Genomic DNA, 26,672 nt, shown 5'->3' with positions numbered 1-26,672 from the left:
TTATATAGAATCTATGGATGAACCTCTGAAAATAAAGCGTTTTTATAATTATTTTTTAGATAATCCTCTAAAAAAGTTAACGCAATAGACAGCGTAGTTAAATGATGGAAATCTCGCGGATTGAGGCTCGTTACATTTTCAATTTTTTTCAGACGATAATGAAGCGTATTAATATGTATATGCAAAGCTTCCGCTGTTTTTTTAATAGATTGATTTAAAGTAATAAACAGCTTCAAAGTTTCTAATAGTTCCTGCTCTGTTAAAAGTGGCCGGATGGTTCGTTCCACCAATTCTATTCGGGTGGCCAAACTTACTTCCTGCAGACATATCTCCAGCTGTAATTCTTCGTCAAAAACCACCGTCCGCTCCCCTTGAGCTAGCTGTAATGCACGCTCTGCCTGCTTAAACGATTGAAATAATTGTTTAGCTTCTATCGCTTGCCCCACACCAAACAGAACAACCTGTTGATACTGTTCTGCAAAATAAGATTGAATCTGTTGTAACAATCGCTTGGTACTGGCAATGGATTTATGCCCGGCACGCAAAATCAAAAATTGCTCTGTTCCCCAACGAACAAAAATATCCTCATCATCCTCAGAATATTGTTTAATAACATCCGTCCAAATATCCGTCGACAGCTGTTTAACTTCCGGTTGTTTGTAATAGCCAATAATGACCTGCCTGTCTACACTTATATCAACCCCTAACACTGTTGATTGATGAAGGAAAGAAGCTGACCATTGTTCCTGCTTCATCCAGTCAAATACAAATAACTCTCTCGTCCTCGCTTCCCATTCCCGCTGCTCAAAATAATAACTTTCCTTCACCAATAATTCTGTCATTTTCTGCAAAAGCTCACCATATCCAGATACCTGTTTCGGATCACCGGTAATCCCGATGACACCTATAATTTGCTCATTAAAAAAGATAGGCAGATTAATCCCTGCTTTAACACCTTGTAATGTTGATTCATCTGCTTTAGAAATGATTACTTTTATCTGCTCACGACAGGTAATCACCGCTCCTTCATGAAAATGGCCAACCCTTTGTTCATCTGTACTGGCAATGATTGTCCCTGTAGTATCTACAACAATAAGGTCTTCCTCCAGAAGATTTCTAACCTTATTAATAATTCGCTTGGCCAAATTCTTGCTGATCATGGTCGACACCCTCCCGCCTTCTTTTCTTTATTGTAAAAGAAGGTGGAAAGCATTCGCAAGGTACTACAGTTATTATTGAAAAATAGAATAAAAAAAGCGCTCCACAAAATCACATAATATGACTTTTTGTGAAACGCTCTGTTTATTTTATTATTAATTAATTTATAGATATAACTATAATTAACTTTTGCTTTTTCTTTCCAGAATAAATGTAAGGGAAAAAGCTACTGCAATAGCTATTACAATTCCTATTACTGCATAAACAAAGTATGGTCCAACATACGCTACTAAGCTGACGATACTGGACAGTATATACCCATAAATCCGCACGCCGAAAATTGCAAAGAAAGTTGCGGCGGCAGCACTTCCTATTGTACAAGCGATAAATGCTTTTTTATATTTGATCAGGACACCGAACAACGCCGGCTCTGTAATCCCAAGAAATGCTGAAATCGCAGCCGAAAGGGCAACAGATTTTTCTTCTTTGTTCTTTAATTTGAAAAATATAGCGAGAGTTGCACCTACGATCGCCATATTAGTCATGAAGAACATCGGCATCAGCATATCATATCCATCTACAGCAAAGTTTTGCAATGCAACCGGGGTCAACGCGTGATGCATACCGAACACGATAGCAATCGGACGTATTCCTCCGACCACAATACCAGCGAGCACTGGAGAAACATCAAATAAAAAGTCAACGCCATGTGCCAATGCAATTCCAACATAGTTTCCTAACGGTCCGCTAACAATCAATGCGATTGGAATAGCAATAAAGAGTGTCAACGTTGGTGTAAATACTGTTCTCAAAACACTCGGCATTATTTTATCAACCCATCGGTAAATATAGCTTAATGCCCATACCGATATAATAATCGGGATAACGCTTGCACTATAGTCAATAACAGGAATCGGCAGACCGATAAAAGTAAACTGGGTAATTTCTTCAGCCTGTGCAGCCTCCATTAAAGTCGGATACATAAATCCGCCGGCGATGGCAAGTGCCAGATATTCATTTGTTTTAAAAATCCTGGCAGCTGATACAGCTAAGAAAAATGGCAGGAAGTGAAAAACACTGCTTGCAATTAAATCCAGTATGGACACGGTCTGACTATCTTCTGAAAGAATTTCCAGTGCAATTAATCCTGCCAAAATACCTTTGATCATCCCTGCACCGGCAATAGCTGGAACTACCGGTCCAAACACACCGGATACAATATCAAGCAGTCTTGAAAAGGCACCCTTTTTCTTCCCGGTCGTCTCATCCGTTTTTTCCTCATTCTCCTGTTTTCCAATTTGTTCAGAAATAGCATTATAATAAGCGTTTACATTTGTACCGAGTATAATTTGGTATTGATCATTATACAGCTGCTCTCCCATTACATCTTTCAGCTTTTTGATAGCGTCATGATTTATAAGAGAATCATCATACAAATCAAAACGGAGCCTCGTCATACAATGCCAAACTTTTTTAATGTTTTCTTCTCCACCGACATTATCTATAATTTCTTTTACAGCTTTTTTATTCATTCTGTCACCCTTTTCTGAATACAAACTTTCGTATATATTTTGCTTTGATTTGACAGACTTATAATAGCACAGTAACTGGAAGCTGAAAAACAACGCCAAAAAACCAAAATTGATACAATAACCCTGACATATCAGCATTTGTAAATTAAAAATCATAAAATTGGTATGGTAAAAATACAAAACTGCAATGTATTTTATACCAAATTGACGGTGTCGTTTTAGTGTGTTTTAATCAGAGTGGTAAAATTGCTTTGATTTGACTTTTGAATTTACCATAAAGGAGCAATCACATTGAAACCTACATGCATTACTAACGTCGAAGCGTTCGGTACGAATCCGCATCGACATAATCTGGTTGTCGTAAAAATTGAAACAGATAAAGGCGTTACGGGATATGGCTGCGCTACTTTCCAACAGCGTCCTTTAGCTGTGCAGAATATTATAGAGGAATACTTAAAACCATTGTTACTCGGCCGTGACGCCAATCATATCGAGGATTTATGGCAAGTCATGATGGTCAATGCCTATTGGAGAAATGGGCCAGTATTAAACAATGCCATTGCAGGAATAGACATGGCATTATGGGATATTAAAGGGAAACTTGCTGATATGCCTCTCTATCAGCTATGGGGTGGCAAATCCAAAGAAGCTATCGCAGCATATACCCACGCAGACGGGCTAACTTTGGAAGAGCTGTTTGAAAATGTAGACGAATTGATTGGATTGGGATACCGACATATCCGCTGTCAGCTCGGAAAATATGGTGGTAAAAATCATAATATGCATCAAACAAAGACACAAGCTATTGGTGAATATTATGATCCAGACGTTTATGTAAAAGATGTAGTATACATGTTTAAAACATTACGTGAGCGATATGGATATGAGATTCACTTTCTTCATGATGTGCATGAACGGCTCTCTCCAAATCAAGCTCTTCAGTTAGCGAAAGATCTGGAGCCATACAAACCTTACTTTTTGGAAGATATCTTACCACCTGATCAAAACGAGTGGTTAGCTCAGTTAAGGACACAATGTACCACTCCCATTGCAACAGGGGAATTATTTAACAATCCAATGGAATGGAAATCTATTATTATAAATAGACAGATTGATTATATCCGCTGTCATGTATCGCAAATTGGCGGGATTACACCCGCTTTAAAATTGGCAGCACTCTGTGAAACTTTTGGAGTCCGTGTCGCGTGGCATGGGCCATCAGACATGACCCCTATTGGTGTGGCGGTCAACACACATTTAAATATACATTTGTATCCGGCTGCTATTCAGGAAATACAGGAAGCTGACAGCACCACAAAAGAACTGTTTCCATCCAGCTTTGAAGTGATCGATGGTTATATTTATCCGCTTGAAAAACCTGGTATCGGCGTTCAATTTGATGAACAAATGGCAGCAAACCACCCTGTCTATTACCGAAAGCATGAATGGACAGAAGCACGACTTCCAAATGGTTCTGTTCATACGCCTTAAAACAGGAACTCCCTCAGTTGATTGAAACTGCAGGGATTCCTTTTACGATAACATTTCTAAAGCATTCTATTTCATTGATGTTTGGATTAAATTCTTTGATTTAATATAGATAAATTGAATGATTATCTAAAAGAAGCTCAACAAGTTACTGATACGTGATTACTATTTTTCGCTTTAATTGAAGTGATAACTATCATATGGGAGGCTTACCTTATGAAAAAAAGAGATTTTATTGCAGACGATATTCTCAGCAAAATCTACCAGAACAAGTATAAAGTAGGTCAGAAACTTCCCACCGAAAGAAAGTTGGCTGAAATTTACGGCGTATCCCGATATACTATCCGGGAAGCAATTAAAAAACTTGTAGAGATTGGCAGTATTAAAGTCATTCAAGGCTCAGGATCTATTGTTAATGATACAAAATATAAAAGCCCATTAATATATAATTCCCTAACTCAAAAAAAGTTTACTGATATTCAGTCACAAATTGTTTACTTTAAAAAAATCAAACCGGATGATGAGCTCTTAAAAATATTCGATCTTCATTCAGATCAAAAAACATTGTGGGAATATCAGCGTATTCGGATTATTGATTATCAAAAGCGACAAATCGAAACATCTAGACTTCCCTACATGCTTTTCCCTGATTTCACCGAAGAAGATGTCACGCTATCCATTCATGAATTTGTCCAAAGATGCGGTTATAAAATTTCACATTTCATCACGTCCTATACCCCAGTTAACCTTGACAAAGAACAAGCCACCCTTTTAAATTGCAAAAAAGGAACTGCGGCAATGAAAATCATCAATCGAGGTATGCTTCATGACGGGAGAGTATTTGAATATAGCGAAATGGTTAGCCTTGATTATTCTGTATCTTATTTCACACCGTTCGACCCTTCCAACCATCAATATAGAGCCAGATAGAAAGACGTTTCCATCGTCTTTCTTTTTTGTTGATTTTCAAATAAAGGCTTCCTTCAGCTCTCTAAATTCCCGACTTTGAAAACCCTATCAACATTGAAATTCCTTCATTATTGAGAATCAGTAATTAGTAGAATAAAGCTTATCATGATATATTGTGATTAGAATAAAGATTTTCCTAAAGAGGGTTGCTATATGAATGTACGATGGGAACAAATTTTACATCTACTTCTCACTTCCGAAAAACCTTTAACCAGTCAAGAATTAGCTGTAGAGATCCATGTCAGTTCCAAGACGATTCGAAATGATATAAAAAATCTACAGCCTCTTTTAGCTGACTATGGCCTGGAAATTGTTTCTGTACGCGGGAAAGGATATACCTTAACAGATAATGACCAGGAAAAAATGGCAGCTTTTTTGCAACATTATATGGAACAGAATATCCCTGTTGAACCAGAAGACAGGGTTCATTTTCTGTTGGAAAAATTATTGCTGCAAACGGACTATATCAAGATAGACGAAATAACGGAAAAGATTTATGTCAGCCGTTCAACGTTACAAAGTGATCTACGGCAGGTTCGTAAAATTTTAGCAGACTATCAACTCACACTGAAACAGAAACCAAACTACGGAATAAAAGTAGAAGGCGACGAAATGCAAATTCGTTTTTGTATCGCTGAATGGCTATTTCAGCAAAGCACTTCTCTTCTACGTTATGATATCGATTTGCCAATCTTAAATGAGAAAGAGTTAAACATGATTAGCAACACGATCTTATCCAATTTGCGGCAAAGTAAAATCGTTATTTCAGATATAAATCTTCATAACTTAATCACGCATATGGCTATTTCCGTTAGACGCCTTAGAGAAAACAACACGATCCAAACAAAAATAGATGATGCCAGTTTACAAGACACGATGGAATACCAAGTCGCTCAAAAGATATTACGTGAGATTGAAGAAGATTTATTTATCACTTTCCCACATAATGAAGTAGCTTATTTAACAATACATTTAATGGGAACAAAACTCCTTTCTCCTGAAGACAGTACGACAGAACCACATCAGGTTATTGACACAGATATACTGCGATTGGCAGAACTAATAATAGAAAGAGTCGACAAGCAATATGATTTTCATTTACAAGAAGATGAGGAATTAAAGCTAGCATTAGCGCTACATTTAAAACCGGCAATGAACCGCTATCAATATCAGATGAACATGCGAAATCCAATGTTGGATGAGATAAAAATGAATTATCCGTTATCGTTTGAAGCAGCAGTAGCTGGAAGCGAAGTATTGATTGAAGAAAAATCGATTCAAATCAATGAAGATGAAATTGCTTATCTCGCATTGCATATCGAAGTGGCTCAGGAGCGTAGAAAGCAGATTCTTTCCAACAAAAAACGTTGTCTTATTGTTTGCGCTTCTGGAATGGGCAGTGCACATCTCTTAAAATATAAGCTTAAAAACCTGTTCTCAGAAGACTTGGTTATTGTCGGAACAACAGAAATGCATAACTTAAAATACCACTCACTGGATTATATTGATCTAATCATCACAACTATTCCGATTCCCTGGGATACCGGAAAACCGGTTATTCAAGTAAGTACGATTTTAGGAAAAACAGATCTTTCTAAAATAAAGGTTCTCTTAAACAGGAGTAAAGATATGACAGACCATTATCTTCATGAATCGTTTACTTACTTGCAGCAGGATTTTAATCATCCAGATTCCATCCTTCATTTTATGTGCAATGAGATGTACAAAGCGGGATTTGCTAATGATAATTATCTTGATTCCGTTTTACAACGAGAAAATTATGCACCCACCAGCTTTGGAAATCTCGTTGCAATTCCTCATCCACTTGAACCAGAAAATACACATACATTCTGGTCTGTAATGACATTAGTAAAGCCAATTAAATGGGGAAACAAGCCGGTACAGCTCATTTTTTTATTAAGTGTACAGAAAGGAAAACAAAAAGAGATCAAAACCATGTTTGAAGAGTTAGGCGATTTGTTAGAGGACAAGGATTTGATTCAAAGGTTAATCGCCTGTACGTCATTTAAACAATTCAAACATACTTTACAGCAATAGAAAGGTCTTTAAATCTGAATAGGTTCATCCGGATTTAAAGGCCTTATTTGGTTACCCTCTATTCACGAATTTCCTTCATTCAATCCATATATAATCCCTTCTGTCATAAAATCCAGTATTATCCACTTGATTTTTTTCCTTTGCAAATGGAAAAGGGTGCGGTGCAAAAGTTCAATGATTTAAAATACAATAAAAGTAACAAAGGAGAAAGAGGTGAAGAGTACATGCAATCTATCAAAATAACAATTATCGGCGGCGGGTCCTCTTATACACCAGAACTTTTGGAGGGCATTATTGCGGAAGCAGACCACCTCCCGATAAAAGAAGTTTGGCTTGTTGATATACCAGCAGGGCAAAAAAAACTTCAAATCATCGAAGCTCTCGCAAATAGAATGGTTAAAAAATCGGGCCTCCCTATTCGTATTTTTGCAACCATGGATCGAGAAAAAGCGATTGAAGGTGCTGATTATGTCATTACGCAAATTCGAGTCGGGCAATTGGACATGCGGAGAAATGATGAATATATTTCGATGAAGCATGGCGTCATTGGTCAGGAAACAACCGGTGCAGGCGGATTTATGAAAGCGCTTCGAACCATTCCGGTTATTTTAGAAATATGTAAAGAGATGGAAAGGTTAGCTCCAAATGCATGGTTATTAAATTTCACCAATCCTGCTGGTGTCGTAACAGAAGCTGTGTTGAAGCATTCCAAAATTAAAGCAGTCGGGCTTTGTAATAACCCTATTAATTTCTATAAAAAATTCGCTGCAGTTTACGATGTACCCGTAGAAGATGTACGGATTCAGTTTATTGGAATTAACCATTTAATTTGGATAACCGGACTGTATATTGATGGTCAATCACGTATCCAGGATATTCTGACAGGAAAATCGGATAGTTATGAAGCTGCAAATATACCAAATTTTGATTGGGATACAGATTTCCTGCAATCCCTTGGCGCCATCCCTTGTGGTTATCACCGGTACTATTATCAGACTGATGCGATATTAAAAAAACAAAGAATAGAGTACGAAAAAAAAGAAACACGGGCAGACCACGTGCAGAAAGTAGAAAAAGAGCTGTTTGAACTTTATCAAAATCCAGAATTAGACAAAAAGCCGGAAGCATTAGAGCAACGGGGAGGCGCTTATTATTCCGAGGCAGCTGTACAGCTTATTAAATCCATTCATTTAGATACACAACAAATTCATACATTAAATGTCAGAAATAATGGAGCAATCCCCAGTTTACCAGATAATGCTTGTGTAGAAGTCAATTGTGTTGTGGAAAAGCACCAGATTACACCATTGCAAACATCAGAAGCTCCCCCGCAAATTCGTGGGCTTATGCAGATCGTCAAAGCATATGAAGAACTAACCGTTGAAGCAGCAATAACAGGTGATAAAGGAACTGCCATACAAGCTTTAACCATTCACCCGCTTATTCCTTCTGCAGAAAAAGCGAAAGAGATTCTTGACGATATGCTGGCAGTTAATAAACCTTATTTAGGATGGAGCTAGTCTCATCTCTTATTCAAGCTATGTTTATCATGAAGTAACGGATGAAACCGTTACGTTTCGTAAAATACATTCGGGAGGTTTTGGAAAATGAAAATTATACTGCTATGCGCACTTGGAATGAGCACCAGTTTACTTGTAAAAAAAATGAATAAAGAAGCGGCTGATCAATCGATTGACGCCACCATTGACGCTTATTCGGTAGATGATTTAGAGGAACAGTTGAAGATTGCAGATATTATCCTACTTGGACCACAAATTCGGTACAAAAAAAGAGAAATATTCAAAAAAGCGGAAGAAGCTGGTGTACCCATTGATGTTATTGATATGAAAGCTTATGGAGTCTTAGATGGAAAAAAGGTGTTGAAACAGGCTTTGGATTTAAAAAATAAATAAAGGAGAGAAGGCCAATGAATAGGTTTCAAGAATTTATGGAACGTTATTTCATGCCAGTCGCTGGAAGACTTGCGGAGCAGCGTCACTTAAAAGCGGTACGAGACGGCATTATTGCTGTGATGCCATTATTGATCATAGGAAGTGTGTTTTTAATCATTTCCTCCCCACCTGTTGAATCATGGGCGGAATTCATGGCTCCCTATGCGGCTAAATTAAGTATTCCTGTAGATGCTACATTTGGATTACTCGGATTAATTGCAGCATTTTCCATAGCATATAGCCTGGCGAAAAGCTATAAAATGGACGGACTTTCAGCTGGAGTATTAAGTATCGCAGCATTTTTTACGGCAACACCTTTGACAGAAGACGGTAACATTCCGCTTAACCTGCTCGGAAGCGAAGGGCTCTTTATCGCCATCATTCTGTCGATCCTTACAGTAGAAATATTCCGCTTCTTTGAACAGCGAAATATTGTCATTCGCATGCCAGAAAGTGTGCCTCCTTCTGTTTGGAGAGCATTTACCGCTCTGATTCCCGGAGCCGTTATTATTTCAGTAGTATGGGGAATTGATCTATTGCTCACCGGAGTTTGGGGTCTCTCTTTACATGAAATTGTTGGAGCTGTATTAAGAGAGCCTCTGCAAATGCTCGGATCAAGCTTTTGGGGCGCAATGGTTGCGATTATATTAATTCACCTGCTCTGGTCCTTTGGTATTCACGGTATTTCCGTTGTAGCCAGTGTCATGGCTCCAATCTGGTATAGTCTGACAGAGCAAAACGTAGCTGCACAGCAAGCAGGAGAAGAACTCCCACATATTGTCGGTCAGCCTTATATGGCAATCTGGTGGGCAGTAGGTGGATCAGGTATGGCGCTGGCGCTTACTCTGTTGTTTCTCTTTATGGCAAAATCTAAACATTTAAAAGGACTTGGAAGAGGTTCAGCAGGAGCAGCTTTTTTCAACATTAGTGAACCCGTCATTTTTGGAGCACCTATCGTCATGAATCCATTGTTGATTGTCCCATTTATTCTGGCTCCTCTGGCAGTTGGAATCATCACATATTTTTCCATGTCTATTGGTTTGGTCGGCAAACCATATGCCATTGTCCCATGGACAACACCGCCTCCATTTTCCGGTATATTAACAACAGGGGATTTCCGTGGCGGCATACTAATGATTGTAAATATTTTCGTAGCGATGCTTATCTACTTCCCATTCTTTAAAATGTACGACAAACAACTGTTAAAAGAGGAAGAAGAAAATAAAGAAGAAGCATCGGTGGATGATACAGATGACTGATAGATGGACGAAAAAGAAAATAATTATCAATGCCGATGATTTTGGGATGACTCCAGGTGTTACGGCCGGGATTCTCTATGCACATCAGTTTGGTATCGTTACTAGTACCACAGCAATGGTAAATCGTCCTTTCGCAAAAGAAAGCTTAACGTTGGCAAAAAACTGCCCTGATCTTGGTATTGGTTTACATTTTGTACTAGATGCCGGAAAGCCAATTTCTAAAAACGTTCCAAGTTTAATTGATCATTCAGGACAATTTTTAACTGGTCATTTCCTAATGAAATCCGCCAAGAAAACAGATATAAAAACCGAATTGCTCGCACAGCTGGAATTATTGCTGCAATGGTATCCCAATGTTACGCATATTGACAGCCACCATCATATGCATTTACATCTGCCAGAAGCATTGGAAGCAGTCTTAGAAGTAGCTGAAGCGTATAAACTGCCAGTCCGCTCCTTTACAGAAAATCACTGGCATACCGTGGATAGTACAGACAAATTATATTATGACTTTTACGGCACAGAGAATGTAACCGTTCCTTATCTCGAATCAATCTTGAAAAATATAGAAGATGGTGTAAGTGAAGTCATGTGCCATCCGGCTTTTCTAGATCCATGGCTCCTTGCAGCAAGCAGCTATACAGAAACAAGAATGAAGGAGTTAGAAATCTTAACAGACAATCGATTAAAAGAAATCATCCATGACCAAACAATGGAGTTGGTTCATTTTGGAGGAATACACCATGAATACAGATAATTTATCCATGCAAATCATTTTATACGCTGGAAATGCTAAAAATGCCCTGCATGAAGCTCTACAACAAGCAAGAATTGGCGATTTCTCGCACACACAGAACCGTTTAGATGAAGCTTCCAAGGAATTACTGCAAGCACACAAAATACAAACACGTTTTATTCAAGAAGAAGCAAAAGAAAATTTGGGCGAGGTATCCATCCTTCTTGTACACGCACAGGATCATTTAATGACAGTTATGTCTGAAAAAGAACTGATAGAAGAGATGATTCATATGTACGAAAACCAGCATCGGTTGGAAAGACGTGTGGAGGAATGGATTCGTGCAGGAAAAGATTAGTTACTAAGTAATAAAAAAGGACTTAACTGCGGAAAGAAACTTAGCGCATTATACCCATTGTATAAATATTTACTGTTAATCTGCTTCGTCTGCAGAATAGCGTGAAAGAGAATAACCTTTTATAGTACTAAGCTCCATTATAGTCAAATTTTTAATACTATAACTGGAGCTTAGTACTTTATAAAAAGTTTCTAAAGGCTCATGTTTTTTTATCAATAATTAAACTTTACGTTCTTCATTTCACCTGCTACATTAAGAGCTGGTTGTCCATCCGCCGTCAACAACTAATTCTAATCCTGTGACGTATTTTGATTCATCCGATGCTAAATATAGATATGCATTTGGAATATCTGAGGACTCTCCTGCATAAGGCTTCAAAGGTGTTCTCCCTTTAAACGTTTCTCCCATCTGTTCACGGGATTTAATTCCTGTCTTTTCAGCCATTCCCGTATAAATAGCGCCCGGATGAACAGAATTTACCCGGATGTTATCTTTACCAAACCACTGTGCCGCATGCTTTGTCAAAGATCGTACAGCCCCTTTGGAAGCACTATATGCCGCTCCCTCTGCATCACCAATTCCGCCAACAATTGCAGCAATAGATGAAGTATTCACAATAGATCCTCCACCTTGGTTCTGTAAATGTGGAATCACTGCTTTCATTCCTAACCATACACCCGTAGTATTTATCGCCATTACTTTATTCCAGTCATCTAATTCAGCATCTAAAATCCCTTTTGCCATATGAATGCCGGCATTATTTATTAATATATCTATTTTCCCGTATTGTTCCAGTGTTTTATCAATTACTTTATTCCATGATTCTAGATCGGATACATCCAATTTTAAAGCAATAGCGTCTCCGCCGCTTTCACAATTTCATTTTTCTTTTCATCTAATATGTCCACTTCAATATCTGTGACAACTACCTTTGCACCTTCTTTAGCAAATAATTGTGCGCCGGCCAATCCCATTCCGCTTGCAGCACCTGTGATAATTGCTACTTTTCCTGCTAATCTATTCATCCGATTCATCTCCATCTCCGTTTATTGTGCGCTTAATCCACCATCAATCACTAACTCGGTTCCCGTTACATAGCTGGACTCATCAGATGCTAGAAAAAGGACTACATTGGTAACTTCTTCTGGCTCCCCTGCTCTTTTCAAAGGAAATGCGCTCACTAATTCATCATTAATTAAATGTTCTGTCATTGATGTCCTTATAAATCCTGGATGAACAGAATTTACACGTATACCAAATTCACCTAATTCAAGTGCTGCTGCTTTTGTCATCCCTCTTACAGCAAATTTTGATGCGGTATATGCTCCTTTTTTATATGCTCCAATAATGCCGGCAAGTGAAGATATATTGACAATGGACCCTTCTTCAGCTTTTTTCATAGACGGAGCAACATGCTTCATTCCTAAAAATACAGAAATCTGATTCACGTCGATCACTTTTCGATACGTTTCTTCCGGATAATCTTCTAAATCAATTTCAGAAATATCAATACCTGCATTATTCACCAACACATTAATTGGTCCAAATATTTTTTCTGTTTCTTGGATGACCATTTCCCAATCTTCTGCCTTCGTAACATCATGTTTTATGAAGTGAACATTATTACCTAGCTCTTTTTCTAATTCTTTGCCGTCATCTTCCAATATATCTGTAGCTGCGACTTTCGCTCCTTCTTCCACCATTCTTCTTACGTGTTGAGCCCCATTCCTCTTGCGCCGCCTGTCACAACGACCACTTTTCCGTTTAATCTGCCCATGCGTAATTACCTCCCTTATAAGTTAATTGAGTAACTTCATGAATACATGTAAAATAAAAATAAGCAAACGCTTACAACTTTGATCTTAATTTAAGTATAAATACTCATTCTATATATTCAATCATTAAAAATAAGCAATCTGTATCGTTAATCAACAAATAAAGAAATACTGTTGCATTACCAATCTATTAAAAGGGAGGTTGTATTTATGATCACAGACAAAGGAGGAATAGATCGGCGGATTAGAAGAACGAAAAGGAACCTGCAGAGTGCGTTTATTCTACTTCTGAATGAGAAGGATTACTACCGTATTACAGTAACAGATATCGTAACACGGGGAGATTATAACCGGGCAACGTTCTATCGACATTATCAAGATAAAGAATCATTGGTTCAAGATTTAATTAATATTATCTTAGAGGATTTAATCAAATCTTTCCGTTATCCCTATAAAAATAAAAAATGGCTTTCCGTCGATAGTTTATCCTCTTCCAATGTAATTATTTTTTATCATATTCTGGATAATGCTAATTTCTATCGACTATGGAAGGATTCAGAAGGCGTTCCTGGATTCCAGACACAATTTATCAATACACTTATTCAACTGCACAAAAATGATATTTCTAACTATGCAAATCCTGATATGGATATGGATGATGAATTATTTATTACTTATCGAGCCTATGGTGTTTGGGGGCTAATTATAAACTGGATAAAAAGTGACTTCCAGATACCAGTGGAAGATATGACAGATCAATTAATTAAAATCTTAAATTATCATCCTGCTTCAAGATATAAGCTAAATCATTTTTAAATCATCAATTAACTTTCTTGTTATTTTTCAACCTTTAAAATAAAGAGGCTGCCACTTTGGGACAGCCTCTTTATTTTAATTCGCTATTTCATCCATCGGAGCAAATAACTCAAAATGAATATCATTATCTGCCACATTCATTTTTCTTAAATGACCATTCATCGCGCCCATAAATCCTTTGGGACCACACAGATAAAAAGATGCATCTACTGTTGGAACCACTGTTTTCAACCAATCAAAATCAATTCTTCCTTCTTTATCACACGCAGCTGCATCTGTATTATCCGCATAAACCGTGTAATAGGTTACTTGGTTATTTGCTTCAGCAATAGAAGCCACTTTATCCTTCATCGCATGGTAAGCCCGGGATCTTGCCGCATGAATAAAGATAACTTCTCTCTCCGGCTGCTCTTCTATCACGGTTTCTAACATACTCATTAATGGGGTTAAGCCGACTCCTCCACTGATCAATATTAAAGGTTTTTGTTCTGTTTCATTTAATACGAAATCCCCAGACGGCGAAGTGATTGGAAGAATCGCTCCTTCTTCCACCTGATGATGGAGGTAATTGGATACAATACCTTCAGGGTTATGTTCGTCTTCCCGTTTCACACTAATTCGCAAAAAGTCCTGTCCCGGCGCAGTGGATAAACTATATTGACGAAGATGATCATAAGGTTCTCCATCAATTTGTGCTTTTACTGTGATATATTGTCCCGGTTGATAAGCCGGAATTCTGCCGTGATCTGCAGGTTTTAAATAGAAAGATGTAATGACTTCACTTTCTTGGATTTTCTTCACGACTGTAAAATCACGAAACCCGACCCAGCCTCCTGGTGCATTTTGCTTTTCTTCATACATTTCTTTTTCAACACTGATAAAAACATCCGCAATCACGCCATATGCTTTTTCCCATGCATCGATAATATCATCTGTAGCAGCTTCCCCAAGCATGTCTTTAATCGCAATTAACAAATATTTTCCTACGATAGGATATTGCTCCGGCTTGATATTTAAGCTTGTATGTTTATGTGCTATCTGCTTCACATGAGGCAAAATATCCTCTAAATGCTCGATGTTTGCTGCGGCTGCATACACTGTATTTGCTAATGCTTTTGGCTGTCCGCCCTTCCGTTGGTTCGTCTGATTAAACACATTTTTCAATTCTGGATGATTTTCTAACATAATTTTATAAAAGTGGCTTGTAATTGCTTCCCCATGCTCCTGTAAAACAGGAACCGTTGCCTTTACTGTTTCTATTGTTTTTTGATCTAATTCAGTTGTTGTAGTCCCCATGATAAAACGCTCCTTTGTTTATCAGTCTCATTTTAATAAAATAAAAGATGTATTTTGTTTACATCTTTTATTTTATGCCTGTGAAAAAGTGAATTCAATGTGTCATAAGCAGATTTATGTTACAATTATGTGAAATAATTAACAAACGAGGAGATACCATGAACTTAAAAAAATATACAGACTTCTCTTTACGTGTCTTGATTTTTGCAGGTTTAAAGTCAGAGGAAGAGCTTTCGACGATTAAGGAAGTATCTGATGTATATTCCATCTCACCTGAACATCTGAGAAAAGTTGTCCATGATTTAACGAAAAGAGGATTACTGACATCTATAAGAGGAAGAAACGGTGGATTTCGTCTTGCTAAGCCTGCTTCTGATATAAATATTGGATTATTGATCCGCTCCCTGGAGAGCGATTTTAATCTATTGGAATGCTTTGATCAAGGAACCAATCATTGTGTAATTTCCCCAGGCTGCTCTTTGAAGCATGTCCTGAATAAAGCACTTTTTCAATTTTTTAAAGTGCTGGAAGAATATACGCTGGAAGATTTGATACAGAATGAAGAAGAATTGAAGGAATTGATGGGGATGAAAGATTAGTATTGGAAGATGTTCTTGTATTTATTTATTATGTTATTTACTAAACTGCCGTACACAAGAACATCTTTTTCAAATATGGTTTTCTCTTATAAGAAATCGTCTCGTTTTTTTGAAGGCTCCTTGCTCAGCATTTGTATAAACTGACATGCCCTCTGCTAAATCTATTTTTTCCCGATCAATCGATTTGCCATGCCTATCAGATACACTGCCATTTTCACATAACTTAATAAGATAGCTTATACTTCTAGCGTTGAAGTGCATAATTAATCAGTATATCCCCTTTTTCAAATCCAACTTTTTCATAAACGTGGTTCGCACGATGATTTTCAGCATCTACGGTTAGATGTATCTCAGCTATTTCAAGGTAAGCAAACATAGCTGTCAACGCTTCTTGTAACAAGAGACTCCCATATCCTTTATTTTGATAATCGTTCGCTATACCAAAATACTCCAATGAAGCTTCTGAAAGTTCCTTATCGATCTCGAAATAAACATAACCAATAAATGTTCCATGATTATCCTTTAAGATTCTCAATATATTATTATCATTTAATCTGCTTTGAATCGTCTCTGCATCATAATATGTGTCTGGAAAAGTAACATCATGCAGCTCTTGGAATGCGGAAAAATCATTTTCTTCCATCAAGTTGCTTTTTAATTTATCAAGTATTTCAAAGCGATCTCTTTTTACAATTAAATTTAAATGATGACCTTTTTCTGCTGCATCTATCTCCTTCATAAATGTCTGCTGCTTTGTATTTTCTTTATTAATAAAAAAGGAGTATTTCTGAACATCTGGATAAAACGCTTTTAAGCGCTCCCATAATTCAACGGAAATCTCCATATTCTCTGTTGTATTAAAAGGGCCCCAAACTTCTGCTTCATCATTCTCAATTTCCAATCCACATGCGGCCAAAACCTCTCCAGCACCATTTTTTGCTATAAAAAAGGAAACCTCTCCGTTCCCATCCATAAAATCCTCTTTAAGCGTTTGCAAAATATCGCCTTTATCCGTTCCGCAAAAGCCAATATGATGGTTCTTTTGTTTATTCATATCAGCAAAAAACGCAGAAAGTAATTCAAGATTATTTGCTCTTTCTATCATAATCTCCATTCAAAAACCTCCTTTTTCGAGTTAAATAAATCCACTCTTTCCTAAACAAATGGGAAGGAGAATTTAATGATCATACGCTTCTCTATTTCTCCGGTAAGACCTTCTCAATCCAACATAATTGCCAAAATAATAAATCAGACCGCCCAACACAGAGGGGCCGATATAATCTATCGCATGAGCATAATTACTTCGAATAACCATCATTAGCAGAGACGCTAATAGAAACACACAGAAAAATCTTATACTCGATAAGCGCAGTTTCTTTTTTCCCTTTGGAATGCTTCTTTTGTTGATACTTCTTCCAACTCCATTTCTTTCCTTCTCCTTTCCTTTTAAACGTAACACAGATATTCATTTCAGAAAATAGCCATATATCCGTCCGAGTGAAAATGTATGTGCTATCTTATCTATTTATGCAAACGCTTTTACAATAAACTGTAAAAGACCTACAATTATATGAGAAATATATAGAGGAGGGATTTTTTGCAGCATCATTCTTGGAACACCTTATCTGTTGAAGAAATAAATCATTTAATGAAAGGCATCCCTATTTCATGGTGTATTGCTGGCGGCTGGGCACTCGATTTGCATTACGGAAAGCAAACAAGAAAACATGAAGATATAGATATTCTTATTAGAAGCAAAGATTTCCCTGTATTAAAAAAGTATCTGGATGATAGCTACGAATTATTCGTTGCTAATAACGGCATTTTGACAAAACTGGATGATTCAGAGAAACGAACCGGAACATCTGACAGTCTTTGGGTAAGAAAGAAGCTTGGCACAAGCTGGTTATTTGAAATCATGCTGATAGAGACTGAGGATAACGAATGGATATATAAAAGAGATAACCAGATTAGACGGCCTGTCAACGAGATTGGAATAACCACTGACGGTGGTATTCCTTATATAAAACCGGAGATACAATTATTATATAAAGGCGGCAGTTCTGTTATCAGAGAGAAAGATAATAAAGATTTAGAGCGGTTGCTTCCTGTTCTAAAAAAGCGTGAAATAAAGTGGCTGTATCATTCATTAAGTCAGCAATTTAACGGGAAGCATGCATGGCTGGAAACCATAAATAACAAAATAAAAGGACTCCCTGTACATGCCTTAATTATTGGTGGAACGGGAATGCTATCTGGAGCATCCTTATGGCTTGCTGACAGGTCTAAAGTCTCCATCGTCGCGCGCAACGAAGCTAAAATGGAACGAGTGATAAATAAGGCTAATCCAGATTCTTCTATTACCCCGTTATTCGTTGACTACAAAGATAGTGCAGCGCTGAAAGAAAAGATTAGGGCAACCATCATTCAAAACGGCCCAATCGATTTAGTCATTGCGTGGATTCATTCTAATTCGAACAATGCATTGGATATTATCAGTTATGAAGTTGCCAAGGAAAGTCCATCCTGGAAACTCTATCACGTATTAGGAAGCAGCTCTAACTTAAATCAAATTAAAAATACTGCTGTAAAGACCTATCCTGGTTGCCAGTACAGACAAATTCAGCTGGGGTTTATTTTAGACAAAGAACATTCCAGATGGTTAACAAACAAAGAAATCAGCGATGGAATAATTGACGCTATTACGTATGATTGGGAAGTAAAAATTATTGGGACAGTAGAGCCTTGGGATAAGCGTCCTTGAATTCTTTTTTCTTGAGCAGCTGTATGCTTAGTTTATTAAAATAGTCATTCTGATCTTTTATCACGGAGAACCGCCCGTAAAACTCCCGCCTCCAAATAAAGAGTAAGAATGAATTTATTTAGGCGGGAGATAACGGGTGCTAACTCCCTGAATCACTAAGGTTAATTCAGTGGGAGAATGAAGGAAGCAGACTAAGTTCGCGACGTCCTGGGGTTGCGATTACTCGTCCCATCGTAAAGAGTTGTGCGTCGAAAAACTCCCACTGAATGAAGTTTCGTTTTATTGTTTAAGAAAGTTTTGTATCTCAGGAACAAAAGCGCAGAGCGCCTGTTTAAAAACGTAGAGATTGGAGCGGCGCAACTGAGATAAAGGAAACACGGTGAGGTGACGAACCGATGTTGACTTATCGTAGGGCGCGACGTGAAATCTCCTAGTTTTTGGCGCTCGGAGCTGGACGTGGCTGTTTTACTATAAATAGTTATCCACAAGGCAATAATTCTATAATTTCCTATGCAGTAAAATAAATGAATCGCCGCGTTTAGGTCATTTTACAGATAATAATAAGGAGTGTATATTTACAGTAGAAGCACATAAGTTATAAAGATCACCAGTGTTGCGAACGCTAGCGGTCTACAATAGCTAGGATCCCTGCAAGGGGGTTAGCACCGATTACGAAAATAACCCACCGAATCGAGCTCTCAACTCAAGGGTGGGTTATTTTTTTGATTATCTGTCAGTGCTAATATTAAACTGGCAAAAGCAACCGCTAGCATTAGACTTTCAAATACTGTCATAGCATCACCTCCTGTCTAATGAGAGTGTGCCAACCACCCTTGAGTTACCCGAATACTATTGATATATCGAATACACCATAAAACAAACATGTTTCAACGTCTAAATCCATCTATTCCCCCCTGTACCAACTTAAAAATCAATTATCAATAAACCATTGAGGAGGATTTCAATGCGAAAAGGAACCATACGTCCAATCGCCATTTGTCTATTTAAAAAAGACGAAACAATCCTTGTTGCTGAAGGTTATGATTCGGTGAAGGAAAACTTCTTTTACAGACCAATTGGTGGAGGAATTGAATTTGGAGAAAAAAGTTCGGACACCTTGATAAGAGAAGCGAAAGAAGAATTAGATGCAGATATTGCTAACCTTCAATTTCTCGGTACGATTGAAAATATTTTTACTTTCGATGGCGAAACAGGCCATGAAATTGTTCAAGTCTATGATGGTGAATTTATTGATAAGTCCATATATGATCAGTCTGTATTACTTGTAAAAGAGGATGATGGGAAAATACACCATGCAATGTGGAAGCCTCTATCCGCTTTTCAAAATGGAAAACTATGTCTTGTACCTGAAGCCCTTTACAATTTATTAACAAAATGAATTTTTCTGATTTTCTTTGTTAAAATCGGGTACAAGCATACTTTAGAAGGAGTGATACATCATGAGGTTGGAAAAATCTTATCTTGCAGCTTTGGGAGTTTCATTAATGCTTATTCTCGGAGCATGTCAGAGTGATGAAAATGAAGAACCAGAAAATCAGGAACCACCTCAAGAAGAGAATGGGAACGAAGATGGAAATGAATCAGGAGAGACAGAGGAAAATGATAGTGAAGATGGTTCTGATGATGACAAGGTTGAGGACATTTTTGAGGGTGGAGAATAGACCCGTTGGGAATCCATGTAAAACAGTCACCAGAAGTAACTTGAACGAGATTTAACAAGATGCTTCTGGTGAATTTTTATTTTCTACTCCATATACTCAAAAACATTTTTAGCCTTCGAAATCACATAACCGCTGCCACCGCGGTCCTTCACATCTTCCACCATCATGACCAATAATATGTCAGAATCGCCCTCCTCAAAGCCGACAAACCAGCCATTTTCATTTCCATTGTCATCTTCTTTACTTCCTTTAATCTCTGCTGTTCCAGATTTTCCTCCAATGACCGCCTCAGGGATATACGTACTATGTGCCGTACCTTCTGGGCTTTCGACTACCTGAATCAGATTCTCTTTTACCAGATCAGCGGTTTCTTCGCTGATCAGATTTTCCTTCCAAACCTTAAGCTCATCCGCTTCAATTAGAGAAGGATACAACATGTCTCCTTCATTCAGGTATGGCGTATATGTCAATGCAAGATGCAGTGGGCTCATCAAAACTTGGCCTTGTCCATAGGCCGTATCGGCAAGCTGCACTTCATGATCGATTTCTCCATTGTTTGTCAGGTTAGAGGCTGGAATAGTAAAAGGAAATGGAATTTCTTCTCCAAATCCAAAAGCTGCTGTCTCTTCTAAAAAGGTTTCTTTCCCCATTTCCAGGGCTTCCTGCGCAAAATAGATATTATCAGAATGAACAAAGGCATCGCGCAGATTAACGTTCGCTTTATCATGTACACGTGTGACATAATAATCTCCCCATGAATTGTCCTTTGTCCAATGAAGTCCATCAATTTGCCTGACCTTGTCCGGATTTGTAACTCCGGTTTCCAGCCCGATAGATGCTGTTATCGTTTTAAATACCGATCCTGGCGCATAACGACTTGTAAAGCGATTTAAGAATGGCTCTTCCGGATCTTCACTCCATTTTTCCCACTGTTCGTCTGATAAGCCTCTTACAAAAGCATTTGGGTCGTAAGCAGGCGAGCTGACTAAGGATAAAACATCTCCTGTATGCGGATCTAAAGCTACAGAAGTTCCTGCATCGCCTTCAAATTGGTTATATACTTCTTGTTGCAATGCAGCGTCAACGGTTAACTGCACGTCCTCTCCATCAACTGGTTCTTTTTTGGCTAACGATTCTTTCACGTCACCTTCTGCATTGCTGATATAAATATGAGTCCCATTTTCTCCTCGTAATTTATCTTCATATATCTTTTCCAGTCCGGCGTTTCCAATCACATCTCCCGCAGCATAACCATCCAGTTCTTCCAGCTGTTCTGCAGATATTTCCCGTACATAGCCTGTTAAATGAGCTGCTGAAGCTCCCAGCGGATAGGTACGAACCGTTTCTACTCGGGAGCTTACTCCCGGAAGCTCTACATAAGCTTCGACATCATCTTCTTCCATTGGCAATGTTTTTATCGGTACAAATACTTCGGGTGTTACCCAGGATGCTTCAAGTGCTTTGTCTATTTCTTCTACAGAAATATCCAAGCGTTCAGCCAGCTTCTCTTTTGTTTGACTTTCTTCTTCAAGCTCAGCTGGGATGACGCCTATGATATTTGCTTCTTTGTTGACTGCAAGCCCGGTTCCACTCTTGTCCTTTAACTCTCCCCTTTCTGCCTCTAATGTGCTCACCTTCACTTTATCTTCCGACCCTAACTGTGGAAAAATCTGTGACGAATTCCATTTGACCAGCCAAGCTCCCTCATCACCTTGTTCTAATGTCAGTTGATGCCTATATTCAATGGAACCAGCGGTGGTGTTCATCTCTACAATATATGGAATAGTAATGAGATCTTCATCTGGCTCAAACTGCTCTTCTGAATCTGCTGCTGACGTCACCTGTAAATCCTCAGCTTCTATTCCATCATATATATTTTCATATCGTTCGATAAACGCTTCTTCCGTTATTCTATTTTTCACCTCTTCGGAAAGCTGCTCATACATAGCAGAAAAATCTCTATTCTCCCAATTAGAAAGATAATCATCAAATATTTCCGAAGGCTCCTCTTGCTTCATACAACCTGCTGTTATCATAAGTGTCAGTACAATTAAAACAATTGTTCGACAGCTTTTCATGATTCCACCTTCCTATTATTCTTTATCCTGCAACTGTTCCATGACACGCTCAGCTGCTTTTTCAATTAATGCATCATCATAATCAGCATCCTCTGAATCACGACTGGATAAAACGGAGATAATAATCGGCTCTTTCTGATCAGAAGGCCATACCACAGCAATATCATTTCTTGTGCCGTAGCCTCCTGCTCCGCTCTTATCTCCTACTTCCCAATCTTCTGGAACGCCAGCACGAATCAACGTATCTCCCGCTTCATTTCCTGTTATCCAATCTATTAGCAAATCCTGTTTGTCTTCAGGAAGCAAATCACTTAGCACATAAGTTTGCAAACTTTCGGCAAGTGCTTTTGGTGTGCTTGTGTCCCTAGTATCTCCTGGAGCAGCTTCATTTAAATCCGTCTCCATCCGATCCATCTCTATGATTTCATCACCATTTTCTCTTAATATTTCTTCCAGTCCATCTGGTCCTCCAAGCTCTTCTAACAAAAGATTTCCTGCTGTATTATCACTGTAGCGAATAGCAGCTTCCATGATTTCTTTCAGTTTCATCCCATCATCTACATGCTCCTCCGTCACTGGAGAATAAGTTACTAAATCATCTTCCGAATACGTAATGACTTTCTCTAAGTCGTCCATGGAGGCTATTTGTAAAATAGCCCCTGCAGCTAAAACTTTAAAAGTAGAAGCATAGGCAAATCTTTCATCTGAACGATAGGAAACTGTCTGATCCGTTTCGGTATCAATCGCATACACACCAAGCCTTGCGTCAAATTCCTCTTCCAGCTCTTTAAAAGCTTCTTCGCTTTGTGATGCCTGTTCTGAAGTTCCATCACTAGCCTCGCCCTCATCAGAGCAACCCGCTAACCCTATCAAGCTAACGAATAATAGGATAGCTAGCCATCTCTTAGTAAAAACATCTTGAAAATGTATCATTTAAAATCCTCCTAAAATCATTTTGACTACGTTTGTAATACAATACTACACACGTAGTCTTAGTATGTCAATTCCTATTTTTCCCTTTCTAATTATAGGTTTGATAACTTTACCTTAGCATGCTAGAATTTAATATATTACAAATGTAATTTCAAAAATTTAGCATTTGTTAAAGGGAAACTTGAAAGTGTAATTTTCTTTCTTAAAAGCCCTTATACTCTTGAATGCAAACCTTTAGCTGCACTTATGCAGAAAGAAATATAAATATACTTTCTTTACTACAAAAAACTATCAGTAAATGGCTCTAATTACCATGGCTGAAGAATGGAGATAAAAATCATGTTTGTAACAACGCTTCTTACAGGTTTCATCATTTCTTCCATTACTATTGGGTTTATATTGCTTATTAAAAAGCTATTCCAAAAACAATTATCCGCAAAATGGCAATATAATCTATGGTATTTATTGCTCGCTGCACTGGTCATTCCATTTATACCTGCCCATTTGCTCCCTTCTGGTAATTTATTCACTTCTTTTACGGGCAGTCCATCTCCCAATGGAGGCTCTGCTTCCATAAACAGCGAAGTAAGTGGAACAGAAGGAACAAATGCTAGTTGGATGCAGGATTTTTCCGTAACCGTTACACAAACGAATACAGAACTGTTAAATGGGACTGTCCTCGGTATATGGGTTGCTGGAGCTCTCATATTAACCATTTTTGCTATACGAGCGTGGTTGAATTTAAGAAGAATTAAGAAGTCTGTTTCCCAAGTGGAAAACAAAGAAATTATTGACCTATTTATACAATCCAAACAGCAATTAAATATCTCAAAAAATATCACATTAGGTATTTCAAATAGAGTGCGTTCTCCACTGGCATTTGGGTTGGCTAAAACCTTTGTCGTCTTACCTGCAAATTTTGAAGAATGGCTATCTCATGAGGATATCAAGCATATCTTTTTGCATGAATTAAATCATTATAAATACAAGGATATTTCTACCAACTATTTGATGGTTTTCTTTCAAATCATCTACTGGTTCAATCCGTTGATTTGGATTGCATTTAAGGCAATGCGCCTAGACCGGGAGATTGCATGTGATCACGCTGTACTAACATCTTTAGATGAGCAAAGCTATAAAAAATACGGAAATACAATCATCCATTTTGTCGATAAATCTCCTACACCTCAGTACAATAAACTGGCAAACCAAATAAATGGATCTAAAAAGCAAATCAAAAAACGAATTATAGAAATTGCTTCTTTTCAAGCAGACTCTAAATTACAGCATGCTAGAAGCATTGGTATCTTTCTGCTGGCAGGATTATTTATAGTTGCACAGATGCCGCTAGCTTCTGTGATGGCAAACGACAACGATCGATATACGTCATTTAACCATAATCAACAAATAAACGAAGAAGATCTCAGCGCCTACTTTCAAAATTACGATGGTAGTTTTGTTTTATACGATATGCAGGAAGATACTTATCAGATCTATAATAAAGAGCAGAGCACACAAAGAGTTTCTCCGGATTCTACCTACAAAATCTATAGTGCTTTATTTGGATTAGAAGAGAACATCATCACAACGGAACAGAGCACCTTCGAGTGGGATGGTACAGAACAGCCTTATGACCAATGGAACCAAGATCAAAATCTGGAAACGGCTTTAAACCGTTCTGTTAACTGGTATTTCCAGCAACTTGATCAAGAAATGGGCTTAGACAGCATTCAAGCCTATCTAAATCATATCGATTATGGAAACCAGGATATTTCTAGCGGAAACGATCAGTACTGGCTGGAATCCACCTTGAAAATTTCGCCAGTGGAGCAGGTGGAGTTATTACAAGCATTTTATAACAATCACTTCAATTTTCAGGAAGAACATATTCAAGCTGTCAAAGATGCCTTACAAATGGAAGAAAAGGATGGCAATGCCCTCTATGGAAAAACGGGAACTGGTAACGTAAACGGCAAGGATATAAATGGCTGGTTTGTTGGATTTGTTGAAACAGACACCAACACATATTTCTTCGCAACCAATATACAGGATGAGGATAATGCCTCTGGAAGTATTGCAACAGAAATAACCTTAGCTATTTTAAAAGATAAACAAATTTATGAGGGATAAAATCGGGGTGAGAATATGACAGAGAAAGTACCAAGTATTTCTGAAGCAGAATGGGAAGTAATGAATGTGCTGTGGGAAAAATCACCGCAAACAGCAAATGATGTGATTACCTCCCTGCAAGGGCAAAAAGATTGGAAAGCAAAAACCGTACGTACATTGTTAGATCGATTAGTACAAAAAGGCGTTGCCGGTGTGAATAAAGAGCAGAGAGTCTACACATTTTATCCGCTTTATTCACAGGATAAGTGCCAGCGCGCTGAAGCTGAATCCTTCATCAAACGAATCTATGGAGGGACAGTAAAATCGATGCTTGTTCAATTTATTGAAGAAGATTCTTTATCTGAGGAGGATATTGAGGAATTAAAATCGATTTTAGATGAAAAACCGAAAAAGAAAAAATAACCTGTTCAAAGAAATGGTGAAAGGACTGAATGATGCGCAGATAACCATACTTTTTACAACAAATTCATTTTGAATATTGGAGGGAAAAGTATTGAAGGAAGAATTATTTACGAAAAGACTATATTTACGGAAAATGCGGTCATCGGATGCCACTTCATTATTTACCATTTGGTCGGACCCTGCCGTAGCAGCATTCATGAATATCTCTACTTTCACTCATGGATCGCAGGCACTGGAAATGATTAATCTGCTTAATAAATCAGCTGAAACCAATCATGCCATCCGATACAGTGTGATAGACTTGGGTTCTCAGGAAATTATCGGAAGCTGCGGCTTTAACTCTATTGATTCTGAAAATGCACGAGTGGAAATTGGCTATGATATTGCGAAAACACATTGGGGAAATGGATATGCTCCTGAATCGATACAGGCATTGATTCAGGAAGCCTTTAAGAATTTAGGAGCAAACCGAATCGAAGCAAAAGTAGAACCCGCAAATGTAAACTCGATGAAAGTACTGCAAAAACTAAAATTCACCTTTGAAGGAACGTTACGACAATACGAAAAAGTAAAGGGACATTTTGTTGATATTGACATGTATTCGCTTTTGAAAGCAGACTAAATTGATTTTTCTCTCTGTATCTCACAACAGATACAGAGAGTTTTTTTATGCATATATCTTTTCAT

The 26,672-nt window shown here is 37.9% G+C and carries 24 protein-coding genes and 2 pseudogenes; 16 read left to right on the top strand and 10 right to left on the bottom strand.

The annotated features are described in order from the left end of the window. Nucleotides 1–11: 11 nt before the first annotated feature. The gene (locus tag BN986_RS09320; RefSeq protein WP_040979532.1) at nucleotides 12–1,160 is read right to left on the bottom strand and encodes a CdaR family transcriptional regulator; all 1,149 of its coding nucleotides are present in this window, start codon (nucleotides 1,158–1,160) and stop codon (nucleotides 12–14) included. A 180-nt stretch (nucleotides 1,161–1,340) separates the two neighbouring features. After that, nucleotides 1,341–2,690 (bottom strand): PTS transporter subunit EIIC, encoded by a 1,350-nt coding sequence (locus tag BN986_RS09315; protein ID WP_040979531.1) that lies wholly within the window; start codon nucleotides 2,688–2,690, stop codon nucleotides 1,341–1,343. Nucleotides 2,691–2,981: 291 nt separating this feature from the next. Here BN986_RS09315 and BN986_RS09310 point away from each other — a divergent pair, with 291 nt between their 5' ends. From BN986_RS09310 to BN986_RS09275, 8 genes are all read left to right on the top strand, one after another. Then, the gene (locus BN986_RS09310; RefSeq protein ID WP_040979530.1) at nucleotides 2,982–4,181 is read left to right on the top strand and encodes an enolase C-terminal domain-like protein; all 1,200 of its coding nucleotides are present in this window, start codon (nucleotides 2,982–2,984) and stop codon (nucleotides 4,179–4,181) included. A 213-nt stretch (nucleotides 4,182–4,394) separates the two neighbouring features. Beyond that, entirely contained in the window at nucleotides 4,395–5,108 is a 714-nt protein-coding gene (locus tag BN986_RS09305; RefSeq protein WP_040979529.1) for a GntR family transcriptional regulator, read from the top strand. Between the two features lie 192 nt (nucleotides 5,109–5,300). Further along, entirely contained in the window at nucleotides 5,301–7,205 is a 1,905-nt protein-coding gene (locus tag BN986_RS09300; protein ID WP_040979528.1) for a BglG family transcription antiterminator, read from the top strand. 224 nt (nucleotides 7,206–7,429) lie between these two features. Continuing rightward, nucleotides 7,430–8,725, top strand: a complete 1,296-nt coding sequence (locus tag BN986_RS09295) for a 6-phospho-beta-glucosidase (protein WP_040979527.1) — start codon at nucleotides 7,430–7,432, stop codon at nucleotides 8,723–8,725. An 87-nt stretch (nucleotides 8,726–8,812) separates the two neighbouring features. Further along, nucleotides 8,813–9,118, top strand: coding sequence for a PTS sugar transporter subunit IIB (locus BN986_RS09290; protein ID WP_040979526.1), 306 nt, complete (start codon nucleotides 8,813–8,815; stop codon nucleotides 9,116–9,118). Nucleotides 9,119–9,132: 14 nt separating this feature from the next. Further along, nucleotides 9,133–10,416 (top strand): PTS cellobiose transporter subunit IIC, encoded by a 1,284-nt coding sequence (gene celB, locus BN986_RS09285; RefSeq protein ID WP_040979525.1) that lies wholly within the window; start codon nucleotides 9,133–9,135, stop codon nucleotides 10,414–10,416. After that, nucleotides 10,400–11,173 carry a ChbG/HpnK family deacetylase gene (locus tag BN986_RS09280; protein WP_244444981.1) on the top strand — a complete coding sequence of 258 codons (774 nt, stop codon included), beginning with the start codon at nucleotides 10,400–10,402 and terminating at the stop codon, nucleotides 11,171–11,173. The genes celB and BN986_RS09280 overlap by 17 nt, the downstream gene beginning before the upstream one ends. After that, the gene (locus BN986_RS09275; protein ID WP_040979523.1) at nucleotides 11,160–11,510 is read left to right on the top strand and encodes a PTS sugar transporter subunit IIA; all 351 of its coding nucleotides are present in this window, start codon (nucleotides 11,160–11,162) and stop codon (nucleotides 11,508–11,510) included. The genes BN986_RS09280 and BN986_RS09275 overlap by 14 nt, the downstream gene beginning before the upstream one ends. Nucleotides 11,511–11,762: 252 nt before the next feature. On the opposite strand, the pseudogene BN986_RS09270 reads toward BN986_RS09275, so the two are convergent. Both BN986_RS09270 and BN986_RS09265 read right to left on the bottom strand, forming a co-directional pair. After that, nucleotides 11,763–12,484: pseudogene (locus tag BN986_RS09270) on the bottom strand (SDR family NAD(P)-dependent oxidoreductase). Between the two features lie 72 nt (nucleotides 12,485–12,556). After that, nucleotides 12,557–13,287 (bottom strand): annotated as a pseudogene (locus BN986_RS09265) (SDR family NAD(P)-dependent oxidoreductase). Between the two features lie 208 nt (nucleotides 13,288–13,495). On the opposite strand from BN986_RS09265, the gene BN986_RS09260 reads away from it, so the two are divergent. Beyond that, nucleotides 13,496–14,101, top strand: a complete 606-nt coding sequence (locus BN986_RS09260) for a TetR/AcrR family transcriptional regulator (RefSeq protein ID WP_052400729.1) — start codon at nucleotides 13,496–13,498, stop codon at nucleotides 14,099–14,101. A gap of 75 nt (nucleotides 14,102–14,176) precedes the next feature. On the opposite strand, the gene hmpA is transcribed toward BN986_RS09260, so the two are convergent. Next, nucleotides 14,177–15,397 (bottom strand): NO-inducible flavohemoprotein, encoded by a 1,221-nt coding sequence (hmpA, locus tag BN986_RS09255; protein ID WP_040979522.1) that lies wholly within the window; start codon nucleotides 15,395–15,397, stop codon nucleotides 14,177–14,179. Between the two features lie 158 nt (nucleotides 15,398–15,555). Here hmpA and BN986_RS09250 point away from each other — a divergent pair, with 158 nt between their 5' ends. Next, nucleotides 15,556–15,996 carry an RrF2 family transcriptional regulator gene (locus BN986_RS09250; protein WP_040979521.1) on the top strand — a complete coding sequence of 147 codons (441 nt, stop codon included), beginning with the start codon at nucleotides 15,556–15,558 and terminating at the stop codon, nucleotides 15,994–15,996. Between the two features lie 244 nt (nucleotides 15,997–16,240). Here BN986_RS09250 and BN986_RS09240 read toward each other — a convergent pair whose 3' ends face one another. Beyond that, the gene (locus tag BN986_RS09240; protein ID WP_040979519.1) at nucleotides 16,241–17,110 is read right to left on the bottom strand and encodes a GNAT family N-acetyltransferase; all 870 of its coding nucleotides are present in this window, start codon (nucleotides 17,108–17,110) and stop codon (nucleotides 16,241–16,243) included. Between the two features lie 63 nt (nucleotides 17,111–17,173). Further along, nucleotides 17,174–17,455 (bottom strand): hypothetical protein, encoded by a 282-nt coding sequence (locus tag BN986_RS26965; protein ID WP_148417098.1) that lies wholly within the window; start codon nucleotides 17,453–17,455, stop codon nucleotides 17,174–17,176. 138 nt (nucleotides 17,456–17,593) lie between these two features. On the opposite strand from BN986_RS26965, the gene BN986_RS26685 reads away from it, so the two are divergent. Beyond that, on the top strand, nucleotides 17,594–18,760 hold the full coding sequence (locus BN986_RS26685; RefSeq protein WP_244444980.1) for a short-chain dehydrogenase: 1,167 nt from the start codon (nucleotides 17,594–17,596) through the stop codon (nucleotides 18,758–18,760). 698 nt (nucleotides 18,761–19,458) lie between these two features. Here BN986_RS26685 and BN986_RS27615 read toward each other — a convergent pair. After that, complete coding sequence (locus BN986_RS27615) at nucleotides 19,459–19,554, bottom strand: putative holin-like toxin (RefSeq protein ID WP_222860955.1); 96 nt, start codon at nucleotides 19,552–19,554, stop codon at nucleotides 19,459–19,461. 170 nt (nucleotides 19,555–19,724) lie between these two features. Here BN986_RS27615 and BN986_RS09225 point away from each other — a divergent pair, with 170 nt between their 5' ends. Both BN986_RS09225 and BN986_RS09220 read left to right on the top strand, forming a co-directional pair. Then, nucleotides 19,725–20,159 (top strand): NUDIX hydrolase, encoded by a 435-nt coding sequence (locus tag BN986_RS09225; protein ID WP_040979518.1) that lies wholly within the window; start codon nucleotides 19,725–19,727, stop codon nucleotides 20,157–20,159. Between the two features lie 61 nt (nucleotides 20,160–20,220). Then, nucleotides 20,221–20,442 carry a hypothetical protein gene (locus BN986_RS09220; RefSeq protein WP_040979517.1) on the top strand — a complete coding sequence of 74 codons (222 nt, stop codon included), beginning with the start codon at nucleotides 20,221–20,223 and terminating at the stop codon, nucleotides 20,440–20,442. Between the two features lie 83 nt (nucleotides 20,443–20,525). Here the strand turns inward: BN986_RS09220 and BN986_RS09215 are convergent, their stop codons facing one another. Together BN986_RS09215 and bla are read right to left on the bottom strand one after the other, a co-directional pair. Next, nucleotides 20,526–22,520 (bottom strand): penicillin-binding transpeptidase domain-containing protein, encoded by a 1,995-nt coding sequence (locus BN986_RS09215; protein ID WP_052400728.1) that lies wholly within the window; start codon nucleotides 22,518–22,520, stop codon nucleotides 20,526–20,528. A 15-nt stretch (nucleotides 22,521–22,535) separates the two neighbouring features. Then, complete coding sequence (gene bla / locus BN986_RS09210; protein WP_040979515.1) at nucleotides 22,536–23,453, bottom strand: class A beta-lactamase; 918 nt, start codon at nucleotides 23,451–23,453, stop codon at nucleotides 22,536–22,538. 339 nt (nucleotides 23,454–23,792) lie between these two features. Between bla and BN986_RS09205 the strand changes: the two genes are divergently transcribed. From BN986_RS09205 to BN986_RS09195, 3 genes are all read left to right on the top strand, one after another. Continuing rightward, nucleotides 23,793–25,583 (top strand): BlaR1 family beta-lactam sensor/signal transducer, encoded by a 1,791-nt coding sequence (locus BN986_RS09205; RefSeq protein ID WP_148417097.1) that lies wholly within the window; start codon nucleotides 23,793–23,795, stop codon nucleotides 25,581–25,583. Nucleotides 25,584–25,598: 15 nt separating this feature from the next. After that, nucleotides 25,599–25,985: a penicillinase repressor BlaI gene (gene blaI, locus BN986_RS09200; protein ID WP_040979513.1), complete on the top strand. Its 387-nt coding sequence runs from the start codon at nucleotides 25,599–25,601 to the stop codon at nucleotides 25,983–25,985. A gap of 91 nt (nucleotides 25,986–26,076) precedes the next feature. Further along, on the top strand, nucleotides 26,077–26,607 hold the full coding sequence (locus BN986_RS09195) for a GNAT family N-acetyltransferase (protein WP_040979512.1): 531 nt from the start codon (nucleotides 26,077–26,079) through the stop codon (nucleotides 26,605–26,607). Nucleotides 26,608–26,672 lie beyond the last annotated feature (65 nt).

Source organism: Oceanobacillus jeddahensis, assembly GCF_000750635.1.
Classification (GTDB): Bacteria; Bacillota; Bacilli; order Bacillales; family Amphibacillaceae; genus Oceanobacillus; species Oceanobacillus jeddahense.
Note: the sequence above shows the minus strand (reverse complement) of the source record. Positions and strands in the feature narration are given on the sequence as shown.